The organism is Schleiferilactobacillus harbinensis, from assembly GCF_008694105.1.
In the GTDB taxonomy this organism is placed as follows: domain Bacteria; phylum Bacillota; class Bacilli; order Lactobacillales; family Lactobacillaceae; genus Schleiferilactobacillus; species Schleiferilactobacillus harbinensis.
In genome coordinates, this window is record NZ_CP041364.1 from 1833948 (window position 1) to 1856801 (window position 22854).

At 51.9% G+C, this 22854-nt stretch carries 17 protein-coding genes and 1 pseudogene; 7 read left to right on the plus strand and 11 right to left on the minus strand.

The features are described from left to right. Positions 1–72: 72 nt before the first annotated feature. The 4 genes from FMM01_RS09250 to FMM01_RS09265 all read left to right on the plus strand — a co-directional run bounded on the left by FMM01_RS09250 (position 73) and on the right by FMM01_RS09265 (position 4393). A complete protein-coding gene (locus FMM01_RS09250) occupies positions 73–840 on the plus strand; it encodes a metal ABC transporter ATP-binding protein (protein WP_150392313.1) in 768 nt (255 codons plus the stop codon). Beyond that, positions 837–1694, plus strand: coding sequence for a metal ABC transporter permease (locus FMM01_RS09255; RefSeq protein ID WP_150392314.1), 858 nt, complete (start codon positions 837–839; stop codon positions 1692–1694). Before FMM01_RS09250 ends, FMM01_RS09255 begins: the two co-directional genes overlap by 4 nt. After that, positions 1669–2631 (plus strand): metal ABC transporter substrate-binding protein, encoded by a 963-nt coding sequence (locus tag FMM01_RS09260; RefSeq protein WP_150392315.1) that lies wholly within the window; start codon positions 1669–1671, stop codon positions 2629–2631. Before FMM01_RS09255 ends, FMM01_RS09260 begins: the two co-directional genes overlap by 26 nt. A gap of 124 nt (positions 2632–2755) precedes the next feature. Continuing rightward, a complete protein-coding gene (locus FMM01_RS09265; RefSeq protein WP_150392316.1) occupies positions 2756–4393 on the plus strand; it encodes an ABC transporter ATP-binding protein in 1638 nt (545 codons plus the stop codon). Between the two features lie 134 nt (positions 4394–4527). On the opposite strand, the gene FMM01_RS09270 is transcribed toward FMM01_RS09265, so the two are convergent. The 11 genes from FMM01_RS09270 to FMM01_RS09320 form a co-directional block, all read right to left on the minus strand. Beyond that, positions 4528–5949: a glycosyl hydrolase family 28 protein gene (locus tag FMM01_RS09270; protein WP_150392317.1), complete on the minus strand. Its 1422-nt coding sequence runs from the start codon at positions 5947–5949 to the stop codon at positions 4528–4530. 110 nt (positions 5950–6059) lie between these two features. Then, a complete protein-coding gene (locus FMM01_RS09275; RefSeq protein WP_150392318.1) occupies positions 6060–6734 on the minus strand; it encodes a YesL family protein in 675 nt (224 codons plus the stop codon). 38 nt (positions 6735–6772) lie between these two features. Further along, positions 6773–7642 carry a carbohydrate ABC transporter permease gene (locus FMM01_RS09280; protein WP_051225114.1) on the minus strand — a complete coding sequence of 290 codons (870 nt, stop codon included), beginning with the start codon at positions 7640–7642 and terminating at the stop codon, positions 6773–6775. Positions 7643–7644: 2 nt separating this feature from the next. Further along, positions 7645–8577: a carbohydrate ABC transporter permease gene (locus FMM01_RS09285; RefSeq protein ID WP_223849915.1), complete on the minus strand. Its 933-nt coding sequence runs from the start codon at positions 8575–8577 to the stop codon at positions 7645–7647. Positions 8578–8664: 87 nt separating this feature from the next. Then, the gene (locus tag FMM01_RS09290; protein ID WP_150392319.1) at positions 8665–9948 is read right to left on the minus strand and encodes an ABC transporter substrate-binding protein; all 1284 of its coding nucleotides are present in this window, start codon (positions 9946–9948) and stop codon (positions 8665–8667) included. 441 nt (positions 9949–10389) lie between these two features. Next, entirely contained in the window at positions 10390–13263 is a 2874-nt protein-coding gene (locus FMM01_RS09295; protein WP_150392320.1) for an alginate lyase family protein, read from the minus strand. A 23-nt stretch (positions 13264–13286) separates the two neighbouring features. After that, positions 13287–13811 carry a hypothetical protein gene (locus tag FMM01_RS09300; protein ID WP_150392321.1) on the minus strand — a complete coding sequence of 175 codons (525 nt, stop codon included), beginning with the start codon at positions 13809–13811 and terminating at the stop codon, positions 13287–13289. Between the two features lie 11 nt (positions 13812–13822). Then, a complete protein-coding gene (locus FMM01_RS09305) occupies positions 13823–14416 on the minus strand; it encodes a DUF624 domain-containing protein (RefSeq protein ID WP_150392322.1) in 594 nt (197 codons plus the stop codon). A 143-nt stretch (positions 14417–14559) separates the two neighbouring features. Further along, positions 14560–16158 (minus strand): DUF3502 domain-containing protein, encoded by a 1599-nt coding sequence (locus FMM01_RS09310; RefSeq protein WP_150392323.1) that lies wholly within the window; start codon positions 16156–16158, stop codon positions 14560–14562. Between the two features lie 21 nt (positions 16159–16179). Then, the gene (locus tag FMM01_RS09315; protein ID WP_150392324.1) at positions 16180–17154 is read right to left on the minus strand and encodes a carbohydrate ABC transporter permease; all 975 of its coding nucleotides are present in this window, start codon (positions 17152–17154) and stop codon (positions 16180–16182) included. A gap of 17 nt (positions 17155–17171) precedes the next feature. Continuing rightward, a complete protein-coding gene (locus FMM01_RS09320) occupies positions 17172–18149 on the minus strand; it encodes an ABC transporter permease (RefSeq protein ID WP_150392325.1) in 978 nt (325 codons plus the stop codon). Between the two features lie 548 nt (positions 18150–18697). On the opposite strand from FMM01_RS09320, the gene FMM01_RS09325 reads away from it, so the two are divergent. From FMM01_RS09325 to kduI, 3 genes and pseudogenes are all read left to right on the plus strand, one after another. Continuing rightward, positions 18698–21055, plus strand: coding sequence for a glycoside hydrolase family 2 TIM barrel-domain containing protein (locus tag FMM01_RS09325; protein WP_150392326.1), 2358 nt, complete (start codon positions 18698–18700; stop codon positions 21053–21055). Positions 21056–21084: 29 nt separating this feature from the next. Next, complete coding sequence (locus FMM01_RS09330; RefSeq protein WP_302803949.1) at positions 21085–21912, plus strand: hypothetical protein; 828 nt, start codon at positions 21085–21087, stop codon at positions 21910–21912. A 94-nt stretch (positions 21913–22006) separates the two neighbouring features. Continuing rightward, positions 22007–22852: pseudogene (kduI, locus tag FMM01_RS09335) on the plus strand (5-dehydro-4-deoxy-D-glucuronate isomerase). Positions 22853–22854: the final 2 nt, after the last annotated feature.

The following is a 22854-nucleotide window of genomic DNA, read 5'->3' on the forward strand; positions in this document are numbered from 1 at the left end:
GACAAAGTCCTTACATGTGCATCGGCATGCATGCAAAATAAATTCCCAAGTAGTATCTTAGGCTTGCCTAGTATGTTAATTAGGCTGTATGAACTAGTTGCGGAGAGGAGTGATTTTATTTTTTCAGTTGCCCATGTCTCAGTTGCCTATCAGGCCGGTCAGCGCGTCCTTGATGATGCCACCTTTGCCTTTCCTGCCGGCAGTATTAATGGCCTCATCGGGCCGAACGGGGCTGGCAAATCCACCTTGCTGCGGGCCGTTCTGAACATGATTCCCCATCAAGGACAGGGATACTTGGATGATATCCCCCTCGCGGCAGTCGCCAAAGACATTGCGTATGTCGCCCAGACCAGCCGGATCGATCTGACTTTTCCCATCACCGTGCTGGGGTGTGTCTTATTAGGTACGTATCCCCGCCTCGCCCTGTTGCAGCGGCCAAGAGAAAAGGAACGCCGCGCCGCCCGCAGCGCCCTAGCCGAAGTGGACATGCTGGATTTCCAGCAGCGGCAAATCGGCCAATTATCCGGCGGTCAGCTGCAACGGGTCTTCCTGGCGCGCTGCCTGGTCCAGCACGCGCGGCTGATCATCTTGGATGAACCCTTTGCCGGGATCGATGCGCACAGCGAACAGGTGATGATGGCCCTATTGCGCACTTTGGCGCACAACGGCGAAACGATCCTGATGGTGCACCATGATCTCAAGACCGTCCCGGCATACTTTGACAATGTTGCATTAATCAACCGGCGGGTCATCGCGGCTGGCCCCACCGCCACCGCGTTCACCGATGACGCGCTGCGCCAAGCGTACGGCCTAGCGGATGTGGGAGGCGATAGGCCGTGATCAGCCATTTTTGGACCGATTTGCAGTCCTTTCATTTCTTGCAAAATGCCCTGTTTACCTCGGTAACCATCGGTATCGTCGCCGGCGTCCTGGGCAGTTTCATCATCCTGCGCGGCATGTCGCTGATGGGGGACGCCATCTCCCACTCTGTCCTGCCCGGCGTCGCCGTCTCCTTTCTCATTGGTATTCATCCAGTCTTAGGGGCCATTGCCTTTGGTATTTTTGCCTCCTTGTTAATTACGACGATCCAGCAGCATAGTGTCATCAAGAGCGACACCGCCATCGGAATCACTTTCAGCACCTTTCTGGCCTTGGGGGTCATCCTCATCGGCCTGGTGCACACGACCACCAATTTATTTCATATTCTCTTTGGCAATGTACTGGCCGTGCAGGACAGCGATATGGTGCTGACAATCATCATTTCGCTGATCGTGCTCGTGGTGATCCTGCTCTTCTACAAACAATTGCTGCTGACCTCATTTGATCCGGCGGCCGCTCAAGCCTGGGGAATGAACGTGGCCGTCTACCATTATCTCCTGATGATCATGCTCACCTTAGTGGCGGTCGTCTCGATGCAAAGCGTGGGCACGATCCTGATCGTCGCCCTGCTCATCACCCCGGCCGCCACGGCGTACATGTTCGTCAACCAGCTGCACACCATGATCTGGGCAGCCGCGGCCATTGGCGGGACTGTCTCGCTAGTGGGCCTGGTTCTTGGTTATTCCTTTAATATTCCCGTTGGTTCCTGCATCGTCATCTGCGGCACCGCCGTATTTGCCCTCAGTTTCCCGTTCTCCCCGAAACAGAATCTATTATGGAGGAAGAAAAATGTCCAAACTAAAAAAGCTGATTAGCTGGCTCGCGATCGGTCTGTTCGGCATCACGCTGGCCGCCTGCGGTCAGCAAAAGAGTGCCCAGAGCAAAAGCAGTGCCGTGCACGTCACCAATCGCCAAGTGCGGGTGGTGGCCACCGATACGATCATCGGCGACATCACCAAAAATATTGCGGGCAAGCATGCCCAAATTCACGTCATCGTTCCCACCGGCCAGGATCCCCACGAATACGATCCGCTCCCGGCGGATGTCCGCAGTACAAGCAAGACCGATGTCATTTTCTACAATGGCGTCAATTTGGAAAATGCGCCCAATGCCTGGTTTACCAAACTGCAAAAGAATATCGGTCCAGCCGCCAGCCAAAAATCCCACGCCGTGAGCGACGGCATTGATGTGATTTATCTGCAAGGGAAAAACGAAACCGGCAAGGAAGATCCCCATGCCTGGCTGAATCTGGCCAACGGCATCATCTATGCCAAAAATATTGCCATTCAGTTAAGCGCGGTCGATCCTCAGCACAAAACAGATTATCAGCGCAATATGAAACGGTACACCGCCAAGCTTGCCCGATTGGACGCTGCGGCTAAGACGAAATTCGCCAAGATTCCCGCGAATAAAAAACTGATCGTGACCAGCGAAGGCTGCTTCAAGTACTTCAGCAAAGCCTACAACATCCCGTCTGCTTATATTTGGGAAATCAACACGGAAGAAGAAGGCACCCCGGATCAGATTTCGTCTCTGGTGCGCAAGCTGCGCCAAGTCAAACCCAGGTCCCTCTTCGTGGAGAGCAGCGTGAATGCCAAACCGATGCAGACCGTTTCGAAGGATACCGGCATTCCGATTCATTCCACCTTATTCACCGATTCGATTGCCGCGAAAGGCAAAACCGGGGATAGTTACTATGGGATGATGAAGTGGAACCTGGATAAAATTGCGGAAGGATTGCGTGTGGATTAACACCAATCAAATAGTGGCCTGACACCAATCAGCAAATCAACTTGCAGATATGCAAGCTGTCAAGTCCCCCAATCACACACTCTTTATGCTAGAGGTACATCAAGCATAAGGAGTGTGTTTTATCATGACCCGCTATTTCAAACAATTCTGGCCCAGTAATCTGCTTTACTTGGGACTGACGACCATCACCTCGATCCAAACGATTCTTTCTGCTCTGCTTTCTGCTGCCCAACTGAACGCCCTCATCAAGTTCGACTTCCCGCTTTTCCTGCGTTGGGTGCTGTGGGATGTCGGCAACTTCATCATTTTGCTGGCCATGTATTACTGGCAGGCCATGCTGCGGGCGAAAACGACCCAGAAAATGGACAACGCGGTTCGGGATGATCTCACGAACCGGATCTGTGCCCTGCCCTACACGGCGTATCATGCCCGCCAAACAGATGACTACAGTTCCTGGCTGAGCAACGATATCAACCAGATCGAGACGCAAGGCTTTACCAACGTGTATTCGCTCGTCGATAGCGGCCTCATCGCGTTATTTTCGCTCATCACCTTGGTTACTATGCATTGGACTTTAGCCGCCGCGGCCTTGGGCTTTAGCGGATTGATGATCGTCGTCCCCATCGTCATGCGCCGGCACATGGCGAAGGCCAGCCAGTTGGTCAGTCAAAAAAATGAGCACTTCATGCAAGTGGTGAATGACCATCTCAAGGGATTCGATACCCTGTTGGCCTTGAATCACCAGCCGTTGCTGCATGCCTTGATCCACGACGCGCAGCAGCCCTTAGCCGCCGCCAAAGTACATCAGACCAAGATCCAGGCCATCGCCAGTACGCTGGGCAATTTCACCAATATCACCGCCCAGATCAGCATCATCTTTATTACCGCCCTGCTGGCCTTCCAACATATCGTTTCCATTGGTTTGATTCAATCCACTGGCACCCTTTCCTTCCGCGTCTTCAGTATGCTGGCTAGCCTGTCTTCTCAGCTCACCTTGATCAGCGGCACGAATGCCCTGTTTACCAAATACGATCAGCTGCCCGCCCCGGCTGCTAAAGAAAGCCAAGTGCTGCCCACCGTGACCAGCGGTTTCGTCCTGCGGGATTTGACCATCACCTATGGTCAGACCAAAGCCGTGGCCGACTTGAATCAAGACTTTCGCCTTGGCGGCAAGTACGCCATCGTCGGCCCCAGCGGCAGCGGCAAATCGACCCTGTTCAACCTGCTGGCCGGTAAGCTCACGGCTTACGCCGGCTCACTAACGCTGAACGGCCAAGAATATCGCACATTGAGCACCACGGCGATTCGCGACCAAGTACTTTATCTGGACCAAATCCCCTACATCTTTTCCGGCACAGTACGGGATAATCTCACTTTGGGTGATGACTATCCAGACGCGGCTTTGATCGCCGCCTTGCAGCGCGCGGATCTTTGGGACCAGGTCCGCCGCCTGCCCCAGGGCCTAGACAGCAGCGTGGGTGAAAACGGCCGGACGTTCTCCGGCGGCCAGCGGCAACGACTGGCATTAGCCCGGGGATTTCTGCGGCATAAACAAATCGTTTTGATGGACGAAGGCACGGCCAGTTTGGATAAGGATCAAGCACTGAAAATTGAGGAAACGCTGCTGGCCGATCCGAAATTGACGGTATTGATGATCACGCACCAGTTGTACCCAGAAATCGAGCCCCAGCTGACCGGTGTTATTCGGATGACGCCCCGTCGTGAGCAACCGGAGCCTGCCCCGGTGGCGCGCTTAGCCTAAACCAAAACGTCCAAATCAGACTGAGACACCAGCCTGGCTTGGACGTTTTGACATGATATTATGTTTACTTCTGATACTGGGTAAATAGCCGAGCTAAACAGCTGGATGACAGCTGCGGCAGGCCAGGTCTTTTTCTACACAATTCGTATTTGACTCGTGTAATCACCAACGTGAATATTTGCGGCGGAAAGATCAGCAACTTTTCCCCCATCTCGATAAATATCCTTGAACAGAATATCCCGTACCGGATGCGTCGAGTCATACCCAGCCACCAGGGAAACTTCTTCCCCCGGACCAGAGGTGATGTGAATATCCTCAAAGGTAATATTTTCGATCAGCCGGCCTGGGGCCGGGTTGTAATCCTTGTTGTATTTCACCTCAACATCGAAAACGCGTCCGTGTTCGAGGGCATCAATGCGAATATTCTTGAACATCACATTGCGGATCGTATTCTTGTCCCCCGGATTCAACGCCATCACGCCCAGATAATTGGATTGAAATTCGTGCTGATCCAGGACGTCAATGTTTTCGAAACGGATATTTTCGATGACGTCGCCATCGTGGGCCGCATCGCCGTGGGTACCCATATTCATCGGGTGCGCCACGTCTGCCCAGAGTACGCAATCCGTTACGGTCACATCATGGCTGCCGCCGTAATTGGTGAAGCGGCTGCCATAGATAGCAATGCAGTCATCCGACGTCCGCAGGAAAGATCGGCGAATCGTGACATGACTGCAGCTCATCATGTCAAAGCCATCCGACCAGCCTAAACAGCTGAAGGTCTTCACGTTATCAATCGTGATTCCGTCACTGCCGCCCATGGCAATCGTGTAGTGCAATGGATCGATGAAGCAGGTTCCGGCAATGGAAACGTCGGTGGCCTGATCAATGGTCAACCCGTCGGTATAATAATGCGGATCAAGATGGCCCTGATAGACGACTCCGCGGCCAAAAATATGCACATTGCGGGCTTGGCGAATCGCTAAACCGCCCATCAAGACGGCCCCAGGAGCCAGATACACCCGTGTATCACTGGGAATCTCCCAGATGTAACTGCCGATGTAGTGCACGCCTGGATCCACGTACACGAGTCGATTAACTGGTTGCGCCGCGATCTGATCATTAGCACTGTTGCCAATTGTGTTGTGTAAAACCCCAGACGCATCCCGCGCCGGCGTCTCTTCAATGGCCCCAGCAAATACGTGCAGATTGTGGAACCGATCCTTATTGATCTCCACGCTGAAATTACCTGGTTGGTCAATCACCAAGATTACTTTTTTGGCCGCAAACGTATTCCGCACCCCCGCTGATGCCGGGCGGACCTGAACATCATAAACGGTGTAGAACTTTGGAAAAGTGATTTCCAATTCCACGGTGCCCGCAAAGTCGAAATAGACCATCGACGCCTCCCGAACGTCGTGCATATCGACTTTGACCTGATACGCAGATAAAGTTTTCCACTCGCCGCCCGCAGACCGCACTCGCAACAGGTAGTCTTTCTGTTGAACAGCCCCTGCAGGGATTGGATAAACATGCAACTGATTTTTTTCTGACATGAATGCCTCCGTTTCTCCGGTCAAATAACTAGTATACCAGATTTGTAAGAAAGGGGATTCATTTTGAACCAGCAAAATACCCCGCACAAGTTACTGCGGGGCAATGCGTACTACTTATTCTCTGGCCGATCATTGACGTAATCAATGACAGGTTGAAAGTTCACCTTGCACAGCAGCAAGGCCAGTGCCGGGCCAAACAATACGATATACACCGGGAACAGCTTCAGCAAAATGAAGGTCCCAACGATGATGATCAGGTTCATGTAATAACGGAACGACTTAACGACGCTCAGTTTCAACGTGAGAATTGTGGCATCCTTAACCGATAGCGGCCACGACACAAGGACAATAACTACATTGACTGTGAACGCCGCCACCACAGCGAGCAAAACAACATTCAGCCACCACAGCAGCTCCATGCTGCCAATCTTCCCCGTCACAGAGAGGTTGAAGAGCATTAACCAGATCACACTGACTGGGATGGCTGACCATTTGAGGATGGTCAGACCTTTCTCCTTGAGGGCTCGGAAGAACGATTTCACCACACCATTATTTGTGTCGGCGTGCGCCAATGCAGACAAGCCGGCGTATAGCGCTGGCCCAACGGGCAAGGTGCACACCACGTAGAGCAGTAGAGTCGCCACACTCAAACGGAAACCAATCGCCGCTAAAATGAGCGGTGTATTCAGCACGAGCATCAACGCATTCACTTCAAATATCCAGATGATGTAATTGAGGTAACTTGAATAGTGGTAAAGCTTGTACATGAATTCTTGGCGATGCATGGCGATTGCTCCTTACTTTTTTAACGCGCAGGACAAGATTATTTGCTCCCGCTGTTACCCAAGCCCAAGTTGAGATTGAACAGGTACTTCTGACCCCAGAAGTAGATGACGATCTGTGGGATGGACAAGCAGAAGGACAGGGCCATAACCAGCGAGGTATTGATCGTACCACTGGGGTTGGTCGCTGCGGACAAGTTGGCTGCCCCTAAGGCGAGCGTAAACTTGCTTGAATCTGACACATAAATCAACGGACCCATCAGATCGCCCCACGCCCAGTTGAACGTGAAAATTGCGATCGCCGCTAATGCCGGCATAACCAGGGGAAGCACGATTTTGCGGTAAATGCCGAAGTAATTCAGCCCATCCAATTCAGCAGCTTCGTATAGTTCGCCAGGAATAGCGGTCATGAATTGCCGCGTGAAGAAGATGTTGTACGCCGAGCCGAAGAACTGCGGAATAATCAGCGGCCACAATGTATTGTACAGGCCCAAGTTACGGAAGATGATGAATACAGGAATCAAAGTGATTTGACCAGGTAGCATCATGGTTGTCAGCAGTAACAGGAAGAAGCCATTCTTATGCTTGTACTGCATTTTAGCGAAACCGTAGGCCACGAAAGAACTGGACCACATCTGACCGATAATACTCAACACCACGACGAACAACGTGTTCAGGAACCAAGTCCCAATCGGATATTCACCGCCGAACATGTTGCCAAACAGTGTCCGGTAGTTCTGCCAATAAAATTCTTTAGGGAAGAAACTGAAGTTTTGAACAGCGTTGGTCTGTTTGCCGGCCAGAGAGATTGAAATCATATACATGAACGGGGCAAACAGGACGAAGCCAATCGCACACAGAACAACGTAAATAAACAGCTTGTGATACCACTTCATTTTTCGATCGAGCATGTTTATTTAACCTCCTGTTCATAGAATACCCACGCGCTGGATGACTTCAGTACGATAACCGACAGGATCAAGATGACGAAGAACAATACCCAAGCCATCGCTGACGCGTATCCCATCCGGTAATATGAAAAGGCGTTGGTATACAGATAAGGCACGATCATTTGACTGGCGTTATCCGGTCCACCTTTAGTCATCAAGTAAACCTGGGTGAAAGTTTGCAAGGACCCGATAATCCCGGTGATCAAGTTGAAGAAGATGACCGGCGAAATCTGGGGCAATGTAATATGCACGAACATCTGCATCCGTGTTGCTCCGTCCAGTGTCGCTGACTCGTACATGGCGTCATCGATACTATTGATGGAGGAGAGCAGCAAAACCATGGTCGCCCCAACGCCCCATACCGCCAAGAACACGAAGCTCAGCAGAACGATATTCTTATTCAGCAACCAGGACGGCCCTTGAATACCAATGAAGCTCAATGCTTTGTTCAGCAAACCGTTGGTGGCTAAAATATTGGTGAATAGGATGGTACTAGCTACCGCCGGCACAATCGCAGGCAGGTAATAAAGAGTACGGAAGAACCGCATGCCCTTCAAGTGAAAACTCAACAAGTACGCCATGCCTAAGGAAAGCAGCAGATTCAACGGTACACTGATGGCAGCGTACAAGAACGTGTTCTTCATTGAAGTTAAGAAAATCGGATCTTTGAATAAATTGACATAGTTCTGGATACCAATGAATTTCATCTGGGTCATCAAATCCCAGTTAGTAAAACTCATAAAGAACGAGAAAATCATCGGGCCTGCAGTCAGGCATAGAAAACCGATCAGCCAAGGTGATATGAAGAAGAAAAACCAGTTGCGGTTCATCCGCTCCCGCTTCTTGGCCATGGATGTGTTGCGCTCATCCATTGTCTTTCTTTCGGTTGCTTCCATGAGTAGTCACTCCTTCTACTAGATATGCGAAGAGATTGTCTCAGCTGCCGACAATCTCTCCCCATTTACTTCACGCTAGACAGACGCTTAGTACTTATTCACAATTGTCTGTAATTTAGATTGTAAAGACTTAAGCGTTGCTGCCGGAGTTTGGTGACCAAGAAGCATTTCCTTTAACTGATTGGACGTTTCCGTCATTGCTTCAGCGTACCACGGTCCTTTAAGCATGCCATCAATTTTGACCTTCCGCTGGTTTTCAGCAATGGCCTCCATATTGACCGTCTTGCCCATGATCTTTTGATTCTGGAATTCCTTAGAATCCAGCACCTGCAAGTTAGCCGGGCAGTCCATCAAGTTCTTGCCCAGAATCTGTTGGGCCTTGTAACTACCCATGTACTTAATAAACTTCCAAGCCGCATCTTGGTGAGCCTTGTCGGACTGCCGAGAAATCGTCAAGGCAGAACCAGTGGACCAAGTGTACTTGCCGGGCATCGGAGCAATGTCAAACTCCATACCCTTCAGCTTCATGCTGGGTTGAATTTGCCACATACCATCAAGAATCATGGCTACCTTACCACCTTGGAACCGGTTAACTTTATCTTCAGAAACTTGGTAAGGAATGCTGGATTCCTTGAAGTTCTTGTTGTACTCTTCAAAAGTCTTCACGTTCTCGGGTGAATTGATCGTTGCTTTCTTTGTGGAAGCATTGATGACGGAGCCGCCATTGCTCATCATTGCGCCGCCCCAGCCAAGGACGTAGTCAGCGACCTGCGTACCGTATTGCTTCTTTTCTTTGCCAGTACCGTCAATGGTCAGCTTCTTGGCTGCTTTGTAAAAGTCTTCCATGGTCCACTTGTCGTTCGGATAGGCTAAGCCGGCCTTATCAAAAATCTTCTTGTTGTAAACAAGAATACCGGAACCGCCCCGGTCGGGCATACCGAAAAACTTGCCTTTCCACTTGTACAACGCAGACGCATTACCATACGTCTTAACCATATCGAGATTGTCTTTCTTAATGTAAGGATCCAAATCAATAAATGCATTCTTAGAAGCAAAGCCAGTCCCGTTTTCGGCTACCTGGGCAACATCTGGTGCTTTGTTTCCGGCAATCATGGTTTGCAGCTTGGTATCGTAGTTGTCGCCAACTGTGATGGTCTTAACCTTGATTTTTGGGTTAGCCTTTTCAAAGGCTGCAATCCGCTTTTGATAGTCGCCCTTGTATGTGTCAGTACCACCCCAGTGCATGAACTGAATGGTTACCTTGCCATTAGATTCCCCACTAGTATTGGACGAACCACCGCCACATGCCGTTAGTGTTAATGCAGTAGCTGTGGCCATCAAGGTCAGGCCAATCTTTTTCCAGCCCTTCATCACAAAATTCCTCCTCGAATTTTACTAAAATTTTGATGATTGCACGCAACCCGTCGAACTAATCTCAAGGATTTTCCTTTGCTTCCATCAGTTATCCGGACAATTGACGGCACCCACATTCTCAAGATCGCACTCTCTGTTTGCGCTTACACCGTATATAATATACGAGACTGTTGTGAAAGTAAACACTTCCACGCAAATATGTTGCCAATTTGTCTGGAAAAGTTTTACTGGAAAACATTTACTAAACAGAAAAAGCCGTCGTGGCGGCTTTTTCTCGATTTTTATTCCGTACATCTTTTGAATTTAACTTTATTGGTACTTTTTTGTCCTAGTCTTTTGTCAGTGCTCCCCACTTTTCCGCGTCGATATAAAAACAGCCTAGTCTCGCATTATTTCAGCGATCCTAAGCTGTTTGCTACAAATACGTCATCTTTTACTTCATTTCGTCGTCAACTCACGCTCCCCAAACACACGGATCTCCCCGTAATCAATCACCCCCGGATAAGCCGGATCCGTCGGCAAACCGGGTTCGTCAACTTGGAACTTCAAGTAGCGGTAAGCGGTCTGTTTCTCTTTAGCAATTGGGAGGGTCTGCGGTGTGGTCACGCAAGCCGTCATGTGTTCCGTCAGCTTCGTCCAGGTTTTGCCGTCCAAAGAACCGTAAACATTGGTCCCCTGACTGCGGTTCGGGAAACCGGTGCGGGCTTGGATCATGAACGAGGTCGGCCGCACGCGGAAGTCCGGGCCAAAATCGAAGATCTGGGGTGCTTTGAAATCACCATTAGTTGACCCGGGATTGTTGTCCAGCAGGCTGGTGAGATTAATGGTTCGCTGCTGATCACCGACATACGTGGTCACCATATCCGGGTAGGCGGCATAATTGAGACTGCCGTCACTCAGTGTCGGGTTGATCAGTTCAGCGGCTTGGATCGTGGTTCGGTAAGCGGCCAGGGCGGCCAGGAAATCGTCGGTGCTGCCTGTGCTGAGCAGTTTCACGACCGCATCATTGGCTTGGGTCAACTTGCTCACGCTGGTGGGCGTGTAGGGCTGTTTGCTCACAGTAGCGTGCACTTGATCGTAGGCTGCTTGGCGATTCTGGGCAACGGTTAGCGTGAGGATCTTGGTCACGACCGTGGTGTCGTTGTCAGCGGCAATCACCGCTTCGTACGTACCTGCCTTGGTCGGCTGCCATTGCAAGCTGCGGCCATCCGCCGCCAGCGTCATGCCGGCTGGGCCGGAAAGCAGTTCTTGTTTGGCGGCATTGGTGATCGTCACCGGCCACGTGGTCTGTTCGCCAACCAAAACGGTGCTGTGCGCGGCACTGATGGCAATGGTGGGCACCTGGCTCTGGGTTCCGCTGGGCTGGTTGAAGTACGTCAGCGCGGCGAAGTCCACCGTGACGGCCGAATCACCAATCACGGCATAGAAATCGGTGTACGCCGAATGCACCGCTGGATCGGAATACGCCAGGTTCACCCATTGGCCGTGGGTATCGGGCAGCGCGATCGTCTGATACGCCGCGCCAGGTTCATTGCTGGCACTCACCAGCAGTTTGGCGGTACCGTTTGATCGGATCCGCAATCCGTATTGGCCAGTTGCCGACTTGACCAAGCCGGCTAAAGCCAGCTGGTGGCCGCCGCGTACAGTGGTTTTGTCTTTGGGATAACTTTGATCGTACGCCGTTTCTTGGATCTGTTTCTGGTTAGCCGCCGCGCGCACGGCGATATAGTCTTGTTTCTTGACGGCCAGCCGTTGATCGAGGACCGTGCCGAATTGGCTGAAGGCGACGTCGCTGGTTGCGGCCTGGACTGCCGCTGGCCGGGCTTGATCGTTTTGGGCCTTCTGCCGCGGCATGGACAACCAATACTCTGCACCAATCTCAGTCATCTTGTTGTCGCTGTAACTGCCCCAGAAATTGCGAGTGCCCGTACCTTCATAAAAAATGGCATCGTTCAGGTGCGTGGCTTGCTGTACTACCGCGGGTGCCGTTTTTTGCAGCTGTTTGAGCGACATACCCTCTTGATAGCGGTAGTAGTCAAACAGTTCACTGGAACTGAAGAACTTATTCAACCGGCCGCGCCCATCGCTGCTGATCGGTCCGCCATAATCCAATAGGTTATTAACCCCATCGGAGGGCCAGGCGGGAAACTGGGCATTGCCCTGGGCACCGAACTGGACCCAGGGAATGGTGCTGCCCAGGTTGTACTGATAGAATTGTTCGACGCCGCTCAACAGCCGCTTATTCAGGAACTGATATGGATCGACACCATGCTTTTTCACCACCTGACCGGTTTTTGCATCCACCTTGCTGCGCTGATTATTGATGATGCGGGCGATGCCGATCAGGTCCAGGATGTCATCCTTAGCGTGGTTTTGATCCCGGCCCATTTCCAAATGTTGGATAAACGACTGCTTCGTCGCATTACGCGGATCGTCTGCCGCCACCGCATAGAACAGGTGCGCCAAAGCGCCATTGCCGTATGGCTTGTCCGTATTCTTATTGACCAGCGCTTGTTCGACGTACTTCTGGTAGGCAGCCTGATCATTTTTGAAGATTGCTCCGGCGAAGTTCCCAGTCAGCGTGTACAGGTGCTGATTGAAATAATGGTTATTGGCATTCAAGAAGGTCTTCATCACCGGGTTGATTAAATTCGTGGTGAGCTTGTCGGTATCTGTCTGGGTCCAGCGCATATCCACCGTCCGCTGGTCGCTATCCACAAACGTCTTATCTTTCACCGTCGTATATTTCAGTAATTCTGCGGCACTGACCATGTAGTAAAACGGTACCGGTACATGGATATGCGCGTCTGGATAATACTGGTATGCCGTGGGATCCATGTTCGCCCAAGTCCGCACGAGACGCAAAGCATTGTATCGGTACTGGGGGTCTCCAGTGAGGTAATACATCACCGCCTGGGTATACGCCCGGAAACCATCCGCACTCAGCAGCACTTCCTGGGAATTCCGTTTGAACGTGTTATTGGCTGGCGTGTCATAGGTTCCCGCTTGCAAGTTTCTCGCCTTGAATGTCCGGCTTGTATAATCCGTCTGCACCATGCCGGCGTAATACGTCTGCCAGGGGGCTTGCCCTTGCAGCAGCATCCGCCGGGTCTGCACCAGCTTGCCGGGATCAACACTGATCGCCGGGTGGCGGATGCCGTTTTCCTTCCGAATCTTCAGGGATACACGCCGGGTAATGGCCGGGAGCGCCGGATCTGTCGCAGCTTGCACCGGCTTAGTCGGCAATCCCACCGCGAGCACGCCAAGAAGCGCCGTGATCGCGAACAGCCAACCAATCTGTCGTTTCTTCAACCCAATCCAATCCTTTCCAAAAACTATTTTTCTGCATGATAACCAGTCAACTGTTTGACCGCTTTGACATGGGCTACCTTTTCCGGCACCCGGGCAACCAGCTTAACGCCGTTCACCTTAGGCGGCTGCCAAGAAACCTTGTAGATTCGATTCTTTTTGAACAGCGGCGTCATCTCTTTGTCCATCTTGGGCGTGAGCAGGATCACATCCACTTGGTGCCCGGTGAGCTGGGCGACAAAAGTGTCCTGGTTCTTGTTGTCACTGAGATCCAGATTCGAAATATCAACGATTTGCCGCTTTGACAGAGTGACGTCATGCTTGAAATCACCAGATAATTTCAAAGCAATGTTCTCGTAATTCTGACCATGGCTCAATACCCGTACACTCAGCGCCGGTTCTTTTTTGAAGACCATGGAGAAAGTGATCCCCAGGACCAGCAGCAGCGTCAGCGAAAGCGCGATGAGCTGGCCTTCGTAGACATAGAAGAAATAGCCGACTTTCGCCAGCGGGCCGCGCTTTTGAAAATTCTTGCGAATGTTGTCCCGCATGATGCCCCTCCTCACATGTAACGCCGAAAGACCGGCTCACAGAACATATTCGCCACGAAGACCAGTCCCGCCGGCAGCAGGACAATGGTAATCGGCACGATGGTGACCACGAAGTAAGCCACGACCACCAAAATGGCCAAGACAATCGTCAGCGGCAGATACATCAGACTCATAGATAACGTGGTAATCAACCGTTGCCGAATCGTGCTGGCAAACCGGGCATTCAAACACAGATACAGCAGCCAATAGGTCGCCAGCAGGATCAGCAAGCCCATGAAGACGTACTTCATAAAATGGATCGTCAGCAAGCCCTTATCCACGGCCTGGATATTGACGTAAAGTACACTCATCAAGACCAGCGCGCCAATAGTCACCGGGAGCGACCCCAGGAAGTTGTCTTTAAAGCTCAGCCAAAATGTGTGGGTGACGCCGCCTTCTTCATTGTCGCTGAACAGCTTTTGATACGTGTAATACCCGGCCGAAAAGGCCGCGCCCATAGTCAATACCGGGGTCGCAAACAGCAGCATCAGCACGCTGAGGTAAAACAGATCCACCAGTTTGACGACCGTCTGATAAACGGGATTATTGAGATTAAAGACTTTCATTAGGGGTTACTCCTTCCCACGCCAGCAGCCGCTGACGTTCACCAGAAAAAGGGCGCACGGGCTTGATCCGTGATAATCCATGGACCAGGCTGGCACCCCCTTTTTCAATCAGTATTCAGGTACAGCGGCTGCACGCATCGTAATTACTTATTCCGTGCATCCAAGAATGCTTGGATCTGTTTCTTCATGGCTGCCTTAACCACGTCAGAGTCCTTCTTGGACTTCTTGTAGAAGGCATCCAGCTTTTCTTTGGTCTTGCTGCCGTACAGCCCAGTCTGGAAGTAGCCGCGCACGTCGCCTAAAGCGGTGTTATAGGATGCAAAGGCTTGCTTCACGGCCGGATCAGAGGTGCTGTCGAAGTTGAACCCGGCCAACGGGTTGGCCTTCCAGTTCTTGTTGTCCAAGGAATAGGCATACATCTTCTTCACGTCCGGGCTGAGCGTGCTGTCGATCTTGGTGTACGTTGTATTGTCGGTCATTTCGTAAGTCGGGAACGTGTACTTGTCCTTCGGGCTGAGGGACTTGTATTCGTTCTTGCCAACAGCTTCCCAGTCTTGCCCTTCGATCCCGTAATTCCACAGATCCCAGTTCTTCGGGCTGGAGTAAATCCAGTTCAAGAAGGCCATGGTCCGATCGATATTCTTGGAATACCGGGGGATACATAAGAAGTTATTGGCCGTGGTCATTTCGCTGATCATCGTGCCCTTTTGGTTCCGCACTTGATCTTGCCAAATGTAGAGTTCAGGATCTTCACCTTTAGCCACAGCGTCCGCTCTCTTACTCGGCCATTCGGTCAAGTAAGTGAAGGTGCCGGCGGTCTTCGAGGTACCGCTGGATTCGCCGCTCAATGCTGCGGGATCGACAAATTTGCCATATTTCGAGGCAATTTCTTCGTACCGTTCGTTCTTGAAGTTCTTGCCATTATAAGGGGCCTTGAAGTTCTTAGCATCACTGTCGGGATCGCCGATGCCGATGATGCCCTCAACTTTCTTGCCGTCCGGGCTGAGCTGCACATCATAGTCCGGGCCGGTGATGGTCACAATGTTGTTTTGCAGCTTTTCTTGCGTCTGGTTCAGGTAATCCTGATAACCAATCCCCCACAGGGACAGGACAGACGTCAATTTCTCTTGTTTCTGGTGCTTATACATGGTGTCCAGATATTGATAGAACGTCTTGTCATCAGTGACCTTCGGCAGGTTGTATTTCTTCCGCAGCTTGCCGTCGATGATGAACCCTTGGGCCTGACCATTTGTCGCAATCAGCGGAATGTTGTAGATGGCCCCGTTCTTTTGGCGCACCAGATCCAAGACTTCCTTCGGGAATGCCTTCTTCAAGCCAGGATATTTGTCGTTATCGAAGTACTTCGCCAGGTTCGCGTAAACGCCATCACTGATGTTCTTCGACAAGTTCTGCCAATACGCATCAAAGGTCAAATCGACCGGCGTCTTGGCCGCGAACTTCAACGGCATTTCCTGCTTGTGGTCAGTGGTCCAGTGGAACTTGATCTGCGTATTTAACGTACTCTTTGTTTCGGATTCAAACTTCTTAACGACTTTATTGACGTTCTTACCTTCGTTGAAGAAGTAAATATCCAGTTTACCCGGTTCTTTGAACGTTGATTGGCCGGTGGCCTTGGCCGTGGTCGACCCGTTGTCGGCACTGCTGCCTTTCCCGCAGGCGGCTAAGCTGAACATCGACAGCGCTAAGGCGGACACTAAGCCGACTTTTTTCCACATCTTCATGATTGAATTTTCCTCCTCAAATTAACCTTTGACAGAACCAACCATCAAACCAGAAGTGAAGTATTTCTGGACAAATGGATAGAATACGACAACCGGGCCGATGGTGACCACGGCGGTGGCCATCTTGGCGGTGATATCCGGCAGATTGGCCGTGGAAATGGCCACCCCTTGCCGGGCCGCTTCTTGAATGGCCTCGACGTTCTTCATGATCTTCATGATCAGGAACTGTAACGGATACAGGTTCGGATCCGAAATGTAAAGCAAAGCACCGAACCAAGCATTCCAGTAACCCAACGCGTAGAACAGACCGATTGTGGCCAGCGCCGGTTTGGCGACGGGCAGGATGATTTTGAACAAAATGGTCATTTCTGACGCGCCATCCATTTCTGCCGATTCAGACAGCGACCGGGGAATGGATGAGAAGAAGTTGCGCAGCAGGAACATGTTCCAGGGGCTGATGACCCCGGGGATAATCAGGACCCAGATGGTGTTATCCATGTGCAGATACTTGCTGATCAGCAGGTAGCTCGGCACCAAACCGGCGCCGAACAGCATCGTGAAGTACACCAGAAAGTTGATGGTGTTCCCCAGCTTCAAACGGCCGGTGGATAGCGGATAGGCCATCATCGCACTCAGGGTCAGGCTCAAGAGGGTGCCCACAACGGTGATAAAGATCGTCACCCCATAGGACATGAAGATCTGCTTGCCTTCAAACAACATTTGGTACGCCGCCAAGGAGAAGCTATGGGGAATAATGTGAATGCCATATTCCGTCAAACTGGCTTCGGACGAGAACGATGTGCCGATAACGAATAGAAACGGGATCAGACACAAGAGGGCGAAGCTGACGCCAATGATCGTGGCAACGGCGTCAACGGCGACATCGCCTTTAGTTTGGTAATGGATCCGCTGAAACCGGGGGTGCTTCTTTCGCACGGCGCCGCGCCCTGATTGGTCCTCCGATTCTGCGGTAATTTCTGCGGTTGTTTGTTTCATAATGAGTCACCTCCCGATTAAAAGATTGCGGATTGCGGTGCAAATTTCTTAGCCAGCCAGTTGGCGATCATGACCATGAACAGACCAACCACGGACTGGACTAAGCCGACTGCTGTGGACAGGCCGAATTCGTTCAACGTCCGCATCATCCGATACACATAGGTATCAATAACATCGGTGGTGGGATACAGCGTTGAATTGTCGCCGATAATGGCGTACAGCATGCCGAAGTCCCCATTGAAGATCTTCCCAATGGAGAACAGCGTCAGCAGGACCACCGTGGGCATCAGAATCGGCAGCGTGATCTTGGTGATCTGGGTCCAACGGCTAGCCCCATCAATCTCAGCCGCTTCATAGATCTGACTATCGATCCCGGTGATTGTCGCCAGGTAGATGATGGAACCATACCCGGCACCTTGCCAAATCTTCAAGACGACCAGCACCAGCGGCCATACCTTCGGATCTTGGTAGAAGTTCAATTTCATGCCGACATTAGCCAGCAGGTTCGTCACGATCCCGGTCCGCGTATTCAGGAACACGTCTAGGAACAGCGCGATGATAACCCAGGACAAGAAGTTCGGCAGGATCGATAAGGATTGGGTGAGTTTACTCAATCGGCTGCGGCGAATTTCATTGAAGACGACCGCCAAACCAACAGCGGCAATCGTTCCGGAAACGATCCATAATACGTTCAGGAACACTGTGTTATAGACGGCCCGGGACAGGTCCGGCAGCATACTGGGACTGAGCAGGAACTTGAAGTTCTCGATTCCATTGAACTGGCTGCCAAAGACCCCATCCATGATATTAAAGTTCTCGAAGGCCATGATCAGGCCAACCATTGGCACGTAACAGAAGATGATGAAGAAAATAATGCCGGGAATCATCATCAAGTACAGGGCTTTGTTTCGTTTGAAGTCGGCAATGAAGCCGCGCTTCTTCTTTTTCTCTTTTTTGATGCGAGGCTTCGCAGTCTCGGTTGCAACATTCTGCATGGTGACTTTCCTCCTCAGTGAGCGCGTTCGTAATTTCCCGCGCTTGTCATGTATTGCAGTAATGCTTAGAAACAGCCGCAATAAAAATTAATATATTAGTTGATTCGGACAACTAACGATTCTTAGTGCGGTCCTACGATGATTCGTTCTCTCCTCCTCTCAACCAACACTGCCAGATCAAAACCATTGTTCAACACATTAATTAGCCAGAATTTTAGCCGGACAAGTTGACACTATATTATTTTTGGGCAAAACAAATACAGCTGGCTTAAAAACATTTTCCAGATGGTTCCGTCTATTAACAACTGTTGGCACGATAATTGCTTATCATCAATTTTAAGCTTTGGCACGATAATTGCTTAACAACATCTTATTGTTCCCGCTTACATTTGGTACTATAATCTATAATTTTCGTAAAGTAAACCCTTTCGGCAAAATTTCTCCGGTCAATTTACTAAAACATTTTCTGGAGTTATCTGGACAACTTCCGTTAAATCTCGTACATTCTAGATAGTTGTTCTGAAAAGCGTAATCAATAGGAGGAAACCATGGAACAAATACAATTACGGACGTGGCGCTTCAGCCATACTGACGCCCAATCGACCTGGCAAAAAGACTTCGATGATACTGACTGGGAACGGGTCATTGTGCCCCACGATTGGAGCGTTCATGAACCCTTTGATCGGCATAACGCCAGCGGCACCGGCTACTTAAACGGCGGCGTGGGCTGGTATCGGGGACATTTCTCCCTGACGGCGTTATCCCGCTCAGACCATGATACGGTGATCCTGAAATTTGCTGGGGCTTACCGCAATAGTGACGTCTGGGTCAATGGCTATCACTTGGGCGGCCGGCCTTCTGGGTATGCGGAGTTCAGCTTCGATATTACGGATCTCTTGGCGGATGCCCCGGATGGTGATCTGGTCATCGCCGTCCGGCTGGCGCGGCAGGAACTGGCTGATTCCCGCTGGTTCAATGGCACCGGGTTGAATCGGCTCGTCTATCTGGAAGTTCACCAAGCGCTGATGATCCCCGATTACGGGACAACTTTCACCACCCCGACAGTCTCAGCAGACCAAGCGACGGTGCAAATTCGTCATCAGGTCCGCAATCGTTTAGTAAATACGCACCTCGTGACCGTCAAGGATACACTGACTCGCCTTGATGCGGACCAGACAGTGTCATTGACCCATACAGAAACGATCAAAAGTAATGAAGAAAAAGTCGTCACCAGCAGTACCGTGCTGCCCCAACCGGCCCTGTGGTCGGTGGATCATCCCCATTTATATCGGTTGACGACCACGCTGACCAGTGACAGCAGTGATGTGCAAAGTACGTACACCCAAATTGTCGGGATCCGCAATGCCGCGTTTGACCCGAATACTGGCTTTCACTTGAACGGCCAGCCGCTGAAAATCAAAGGCGTGTGCCTCCATGAAGACGCCGGCGTGCTGGGCACGGCGGTACCGGCCCCCGTTTGGACACGCCGGCTGCTGGCGCTGAAGAAAATGGGGACCAACGCGATCCGGATGAGTCATAACCCGCATACGCCAGCACTATATGATTTGTGCGACCAGTTGGGCTTCTTAGTCTTCGACGAAGCCTTTGACGAATGGGAGAACCCGAAGAACAAGTGGTGGCAGGGGCACAACGTGTATCCGCCGAAGTTTGGCGGCTATGCCCACGACTTCCCCCACTGGCACGCGGCTGATCTGGCGAATATGGTCCAGCGGGACCGTAATCACCCCTCTGTGATTGCCTGGAGCATCGGTAATGAAGTCGATTATCCCAACGATCCGTATGCCAATCCCTTGTTTAAAGAAATGACCGGCAACAATGATGCGAATAAACCAGCCGCCGAACGGGAATATAATCCGGATCGGCCGGATACCCGGCGGTTAAGCGTGATTGCAGCTGAATTGGTGAAGATCGTTAAAGCCAACGACGACACCCGGCCGGTAACCTTAGCCGCCGCCTTCCCGGAACTGTCCGCCCGCACTGGTCTGCTCAATGCACTGGATGTCGTCGGCTACAACTACAAGGAACACCTCTACGCCCAGGATCACGAACGCTTCCCGGCGAAGCCCTTCATCGGCAGCGAAAACGGTCACGACTACGCCGCCTGGCGAGCGGTGACTGACCATGAGTATGTCGCCGGCCAGTTTCTGTGGACCGGTATCGACTATCTTGGCGAGGCCCAGGGCTGGCCGATCCACGGGTCTGGCGCGGGACTGCTCACGCTGGCCGGCTTTTCTAAGACACCTTATTATTTACGCCAAAGCTGGTGGGCAAAAACACCCGTATTAAAGATGGTCACCGTCCCCCAAGGTACGTTACACTATCCATGGGAACCGCTTTACCGGCGGTGGGACTATGTACCTGGTTCAGCCATTACCGTCCGCTTCTACACGAACTGCCAGCACTTGCAGCTGACCCTGGGCACCACCCCGCTGTCGGCGCCGGTTTACGATGCCAAACACGGCTATTACGAAACCACCATCGCCTACAAGAATGAGCCGCTGCTGGTCCGCGGGACGTATCAAGGCGCGCAAGTCACCGATACGCTGGTCCCCGTAGGTGCTCCTGCTCAGCTGCACGCTGCGGTATGGTCTGATCCCCAGGCCCCGCAAATTGCTGACGATGATGTGTACCAAATTGAAGTCACGCTGCTCGACCAAGCCGGCCATCCCACTGAAGCGGAACAAATTATCCATGCTGTCGTGGCCGGCGGCACACTGCTGGGGCTGGAGAACGGCAATCTCGCGGACACGACCGACTACAGCGCCGATTATCGCCGGACACTGGCGGGACACTTGGTCATTTTTGTCCGCAGTACTGACCCCGCCCACACCACGGTCACCTGTCAGACCAACGGCCTGGCTCCTATCACGATTACGTTGCAATAGTATATAAGAAGAAAGGAATCTAGTTGAGTATGCTGCAATTGACGATTCTGAACGCCCAAGGTGCAATCCGCCAGGGTAAAAACGACTACGATGACGCGCCCAAGGACCTGCACAACACCGGCAGCGACAGTGTCTTTTTAGCCACCCAGGCCCTTACCTATGCAGATGGCGACATCATTCGCCTGCAAGTGGATCGCGTGCCCGGATACTACGTGGTGCAGTTTGACGAAACCTTGGCGCCCACCCTGGTTTATTTGACCACCCCGACTTGGGATTACCCGATCGATCTCAGTCAAAATGCCCAGGACGCCCGGCCCGAGGCAGCGTTTAAGACCCAGCGCCATTACCTTAGTGCCCGGCGTGCCTGGCCGGAGGAGACCGACACTTACCGGGATTGGGCTTTGAATCCCCACGACCAGCCGCAAGCCACCGGTGTCTTCCCCCATGCCCACGCTAACGTGGAAACCCGCAACGACGCGACTTTCTTTGCTCGAAACGCCATTGACGGCGTCTGGGCCAGCAATCTCCACGGCGAATACCCCTACCTGTCCTGGGGTATCAACCAGGATCCCCACGCTGCTTTGACCGTGGAACTGGGTCGGCCAGTCATTCTTGATCGGGTCGGGGTCGTCTTGCGGGCTGACTTTCCCCACGACAGCTGGTGGGACACCGCCGTCCTCACTTTTTCTGATGGCCAAAACGAGGTTCTGACCCTGCGCAAGACCGGGGAACCGCAATACTTCGATTTTGCCGAACACACCGCCACCGCCGTCACGTTCCATGATCTGCATCGGGCGGACCCTGCGTCCCCATTTCCGGCGTTGACTGCCCTGCAATTCTTTGGCCGAAATGCATGAATCCGGTTGCTTTTCTGGCTGGTCATGCTATAGTCGGATTGTACGTATAAGAAATAGAGTTTCCTATTAAGAAATCTAAAGGGGCGGATTATTCATGAGTTTCAACATGGTTACCCAGTATGCCCACAGTCCAGAGGACATTCGCCACTACGACACCGATAAGCTGCGCGAGCAGTTCTTGATGCCGAAGTTATTCGAACCCGGCAACATTTTGCTCACTTACACTTACAACGACCGCATGATCTTTGGCGGCGTGACGCCGACGGATGAACCGTTGGAGATCAAGCTGGACAAGGGCTTGGGTGTCGACTTCTTCCTGCAGCGGCGGGAACTGGGTGTGATCAATATCGGCGGCGAAGGGACGATCACCATCGACGGCCAAATCGAAGACATGGTCAAGCAGGACGGCTACTACGTCGGCATGGGCACCAAGCACGTGGTCTTCACCTCGAAGGACGCGGCGAAACCGGCTAAGTTCTACGTCGTGTCGACCCCGGCCCACAAGACGTATCCGAACAAGAAGCTGCCGTTTGCCAATGCCTTGTCCAAGCCGATGGGCGATCAGGCCCACATGAACAAGCGGACGATTTACAAGTACATCGACGCCAGCCAAATGGATACCTGCCAACTGCAGATGGGCTATACGGTGCTGGAAGACGGTTCGGGCTGAAACACGATGCCAGCCCACACTCATGCCCGCCGGATGGAGACGTACATGTACTTCGACTTCTCTGATCCTGATGCCCGGGTCTTCCATATTCTGGGTACCCCGACTGAAACGAAGCATATCGTCCTGAGTCCAGAACAGGCCGTGGTCAATCCCAGCTGGTCCATCCACTGCGGGATCGGCACGAGCAGCTATTCGTTCATCTGGGCGATGTGCGGCGAGAATCAGACTTATGACGACATGGATGCCATTCCCATGCAAGAACTCAAGTAGGA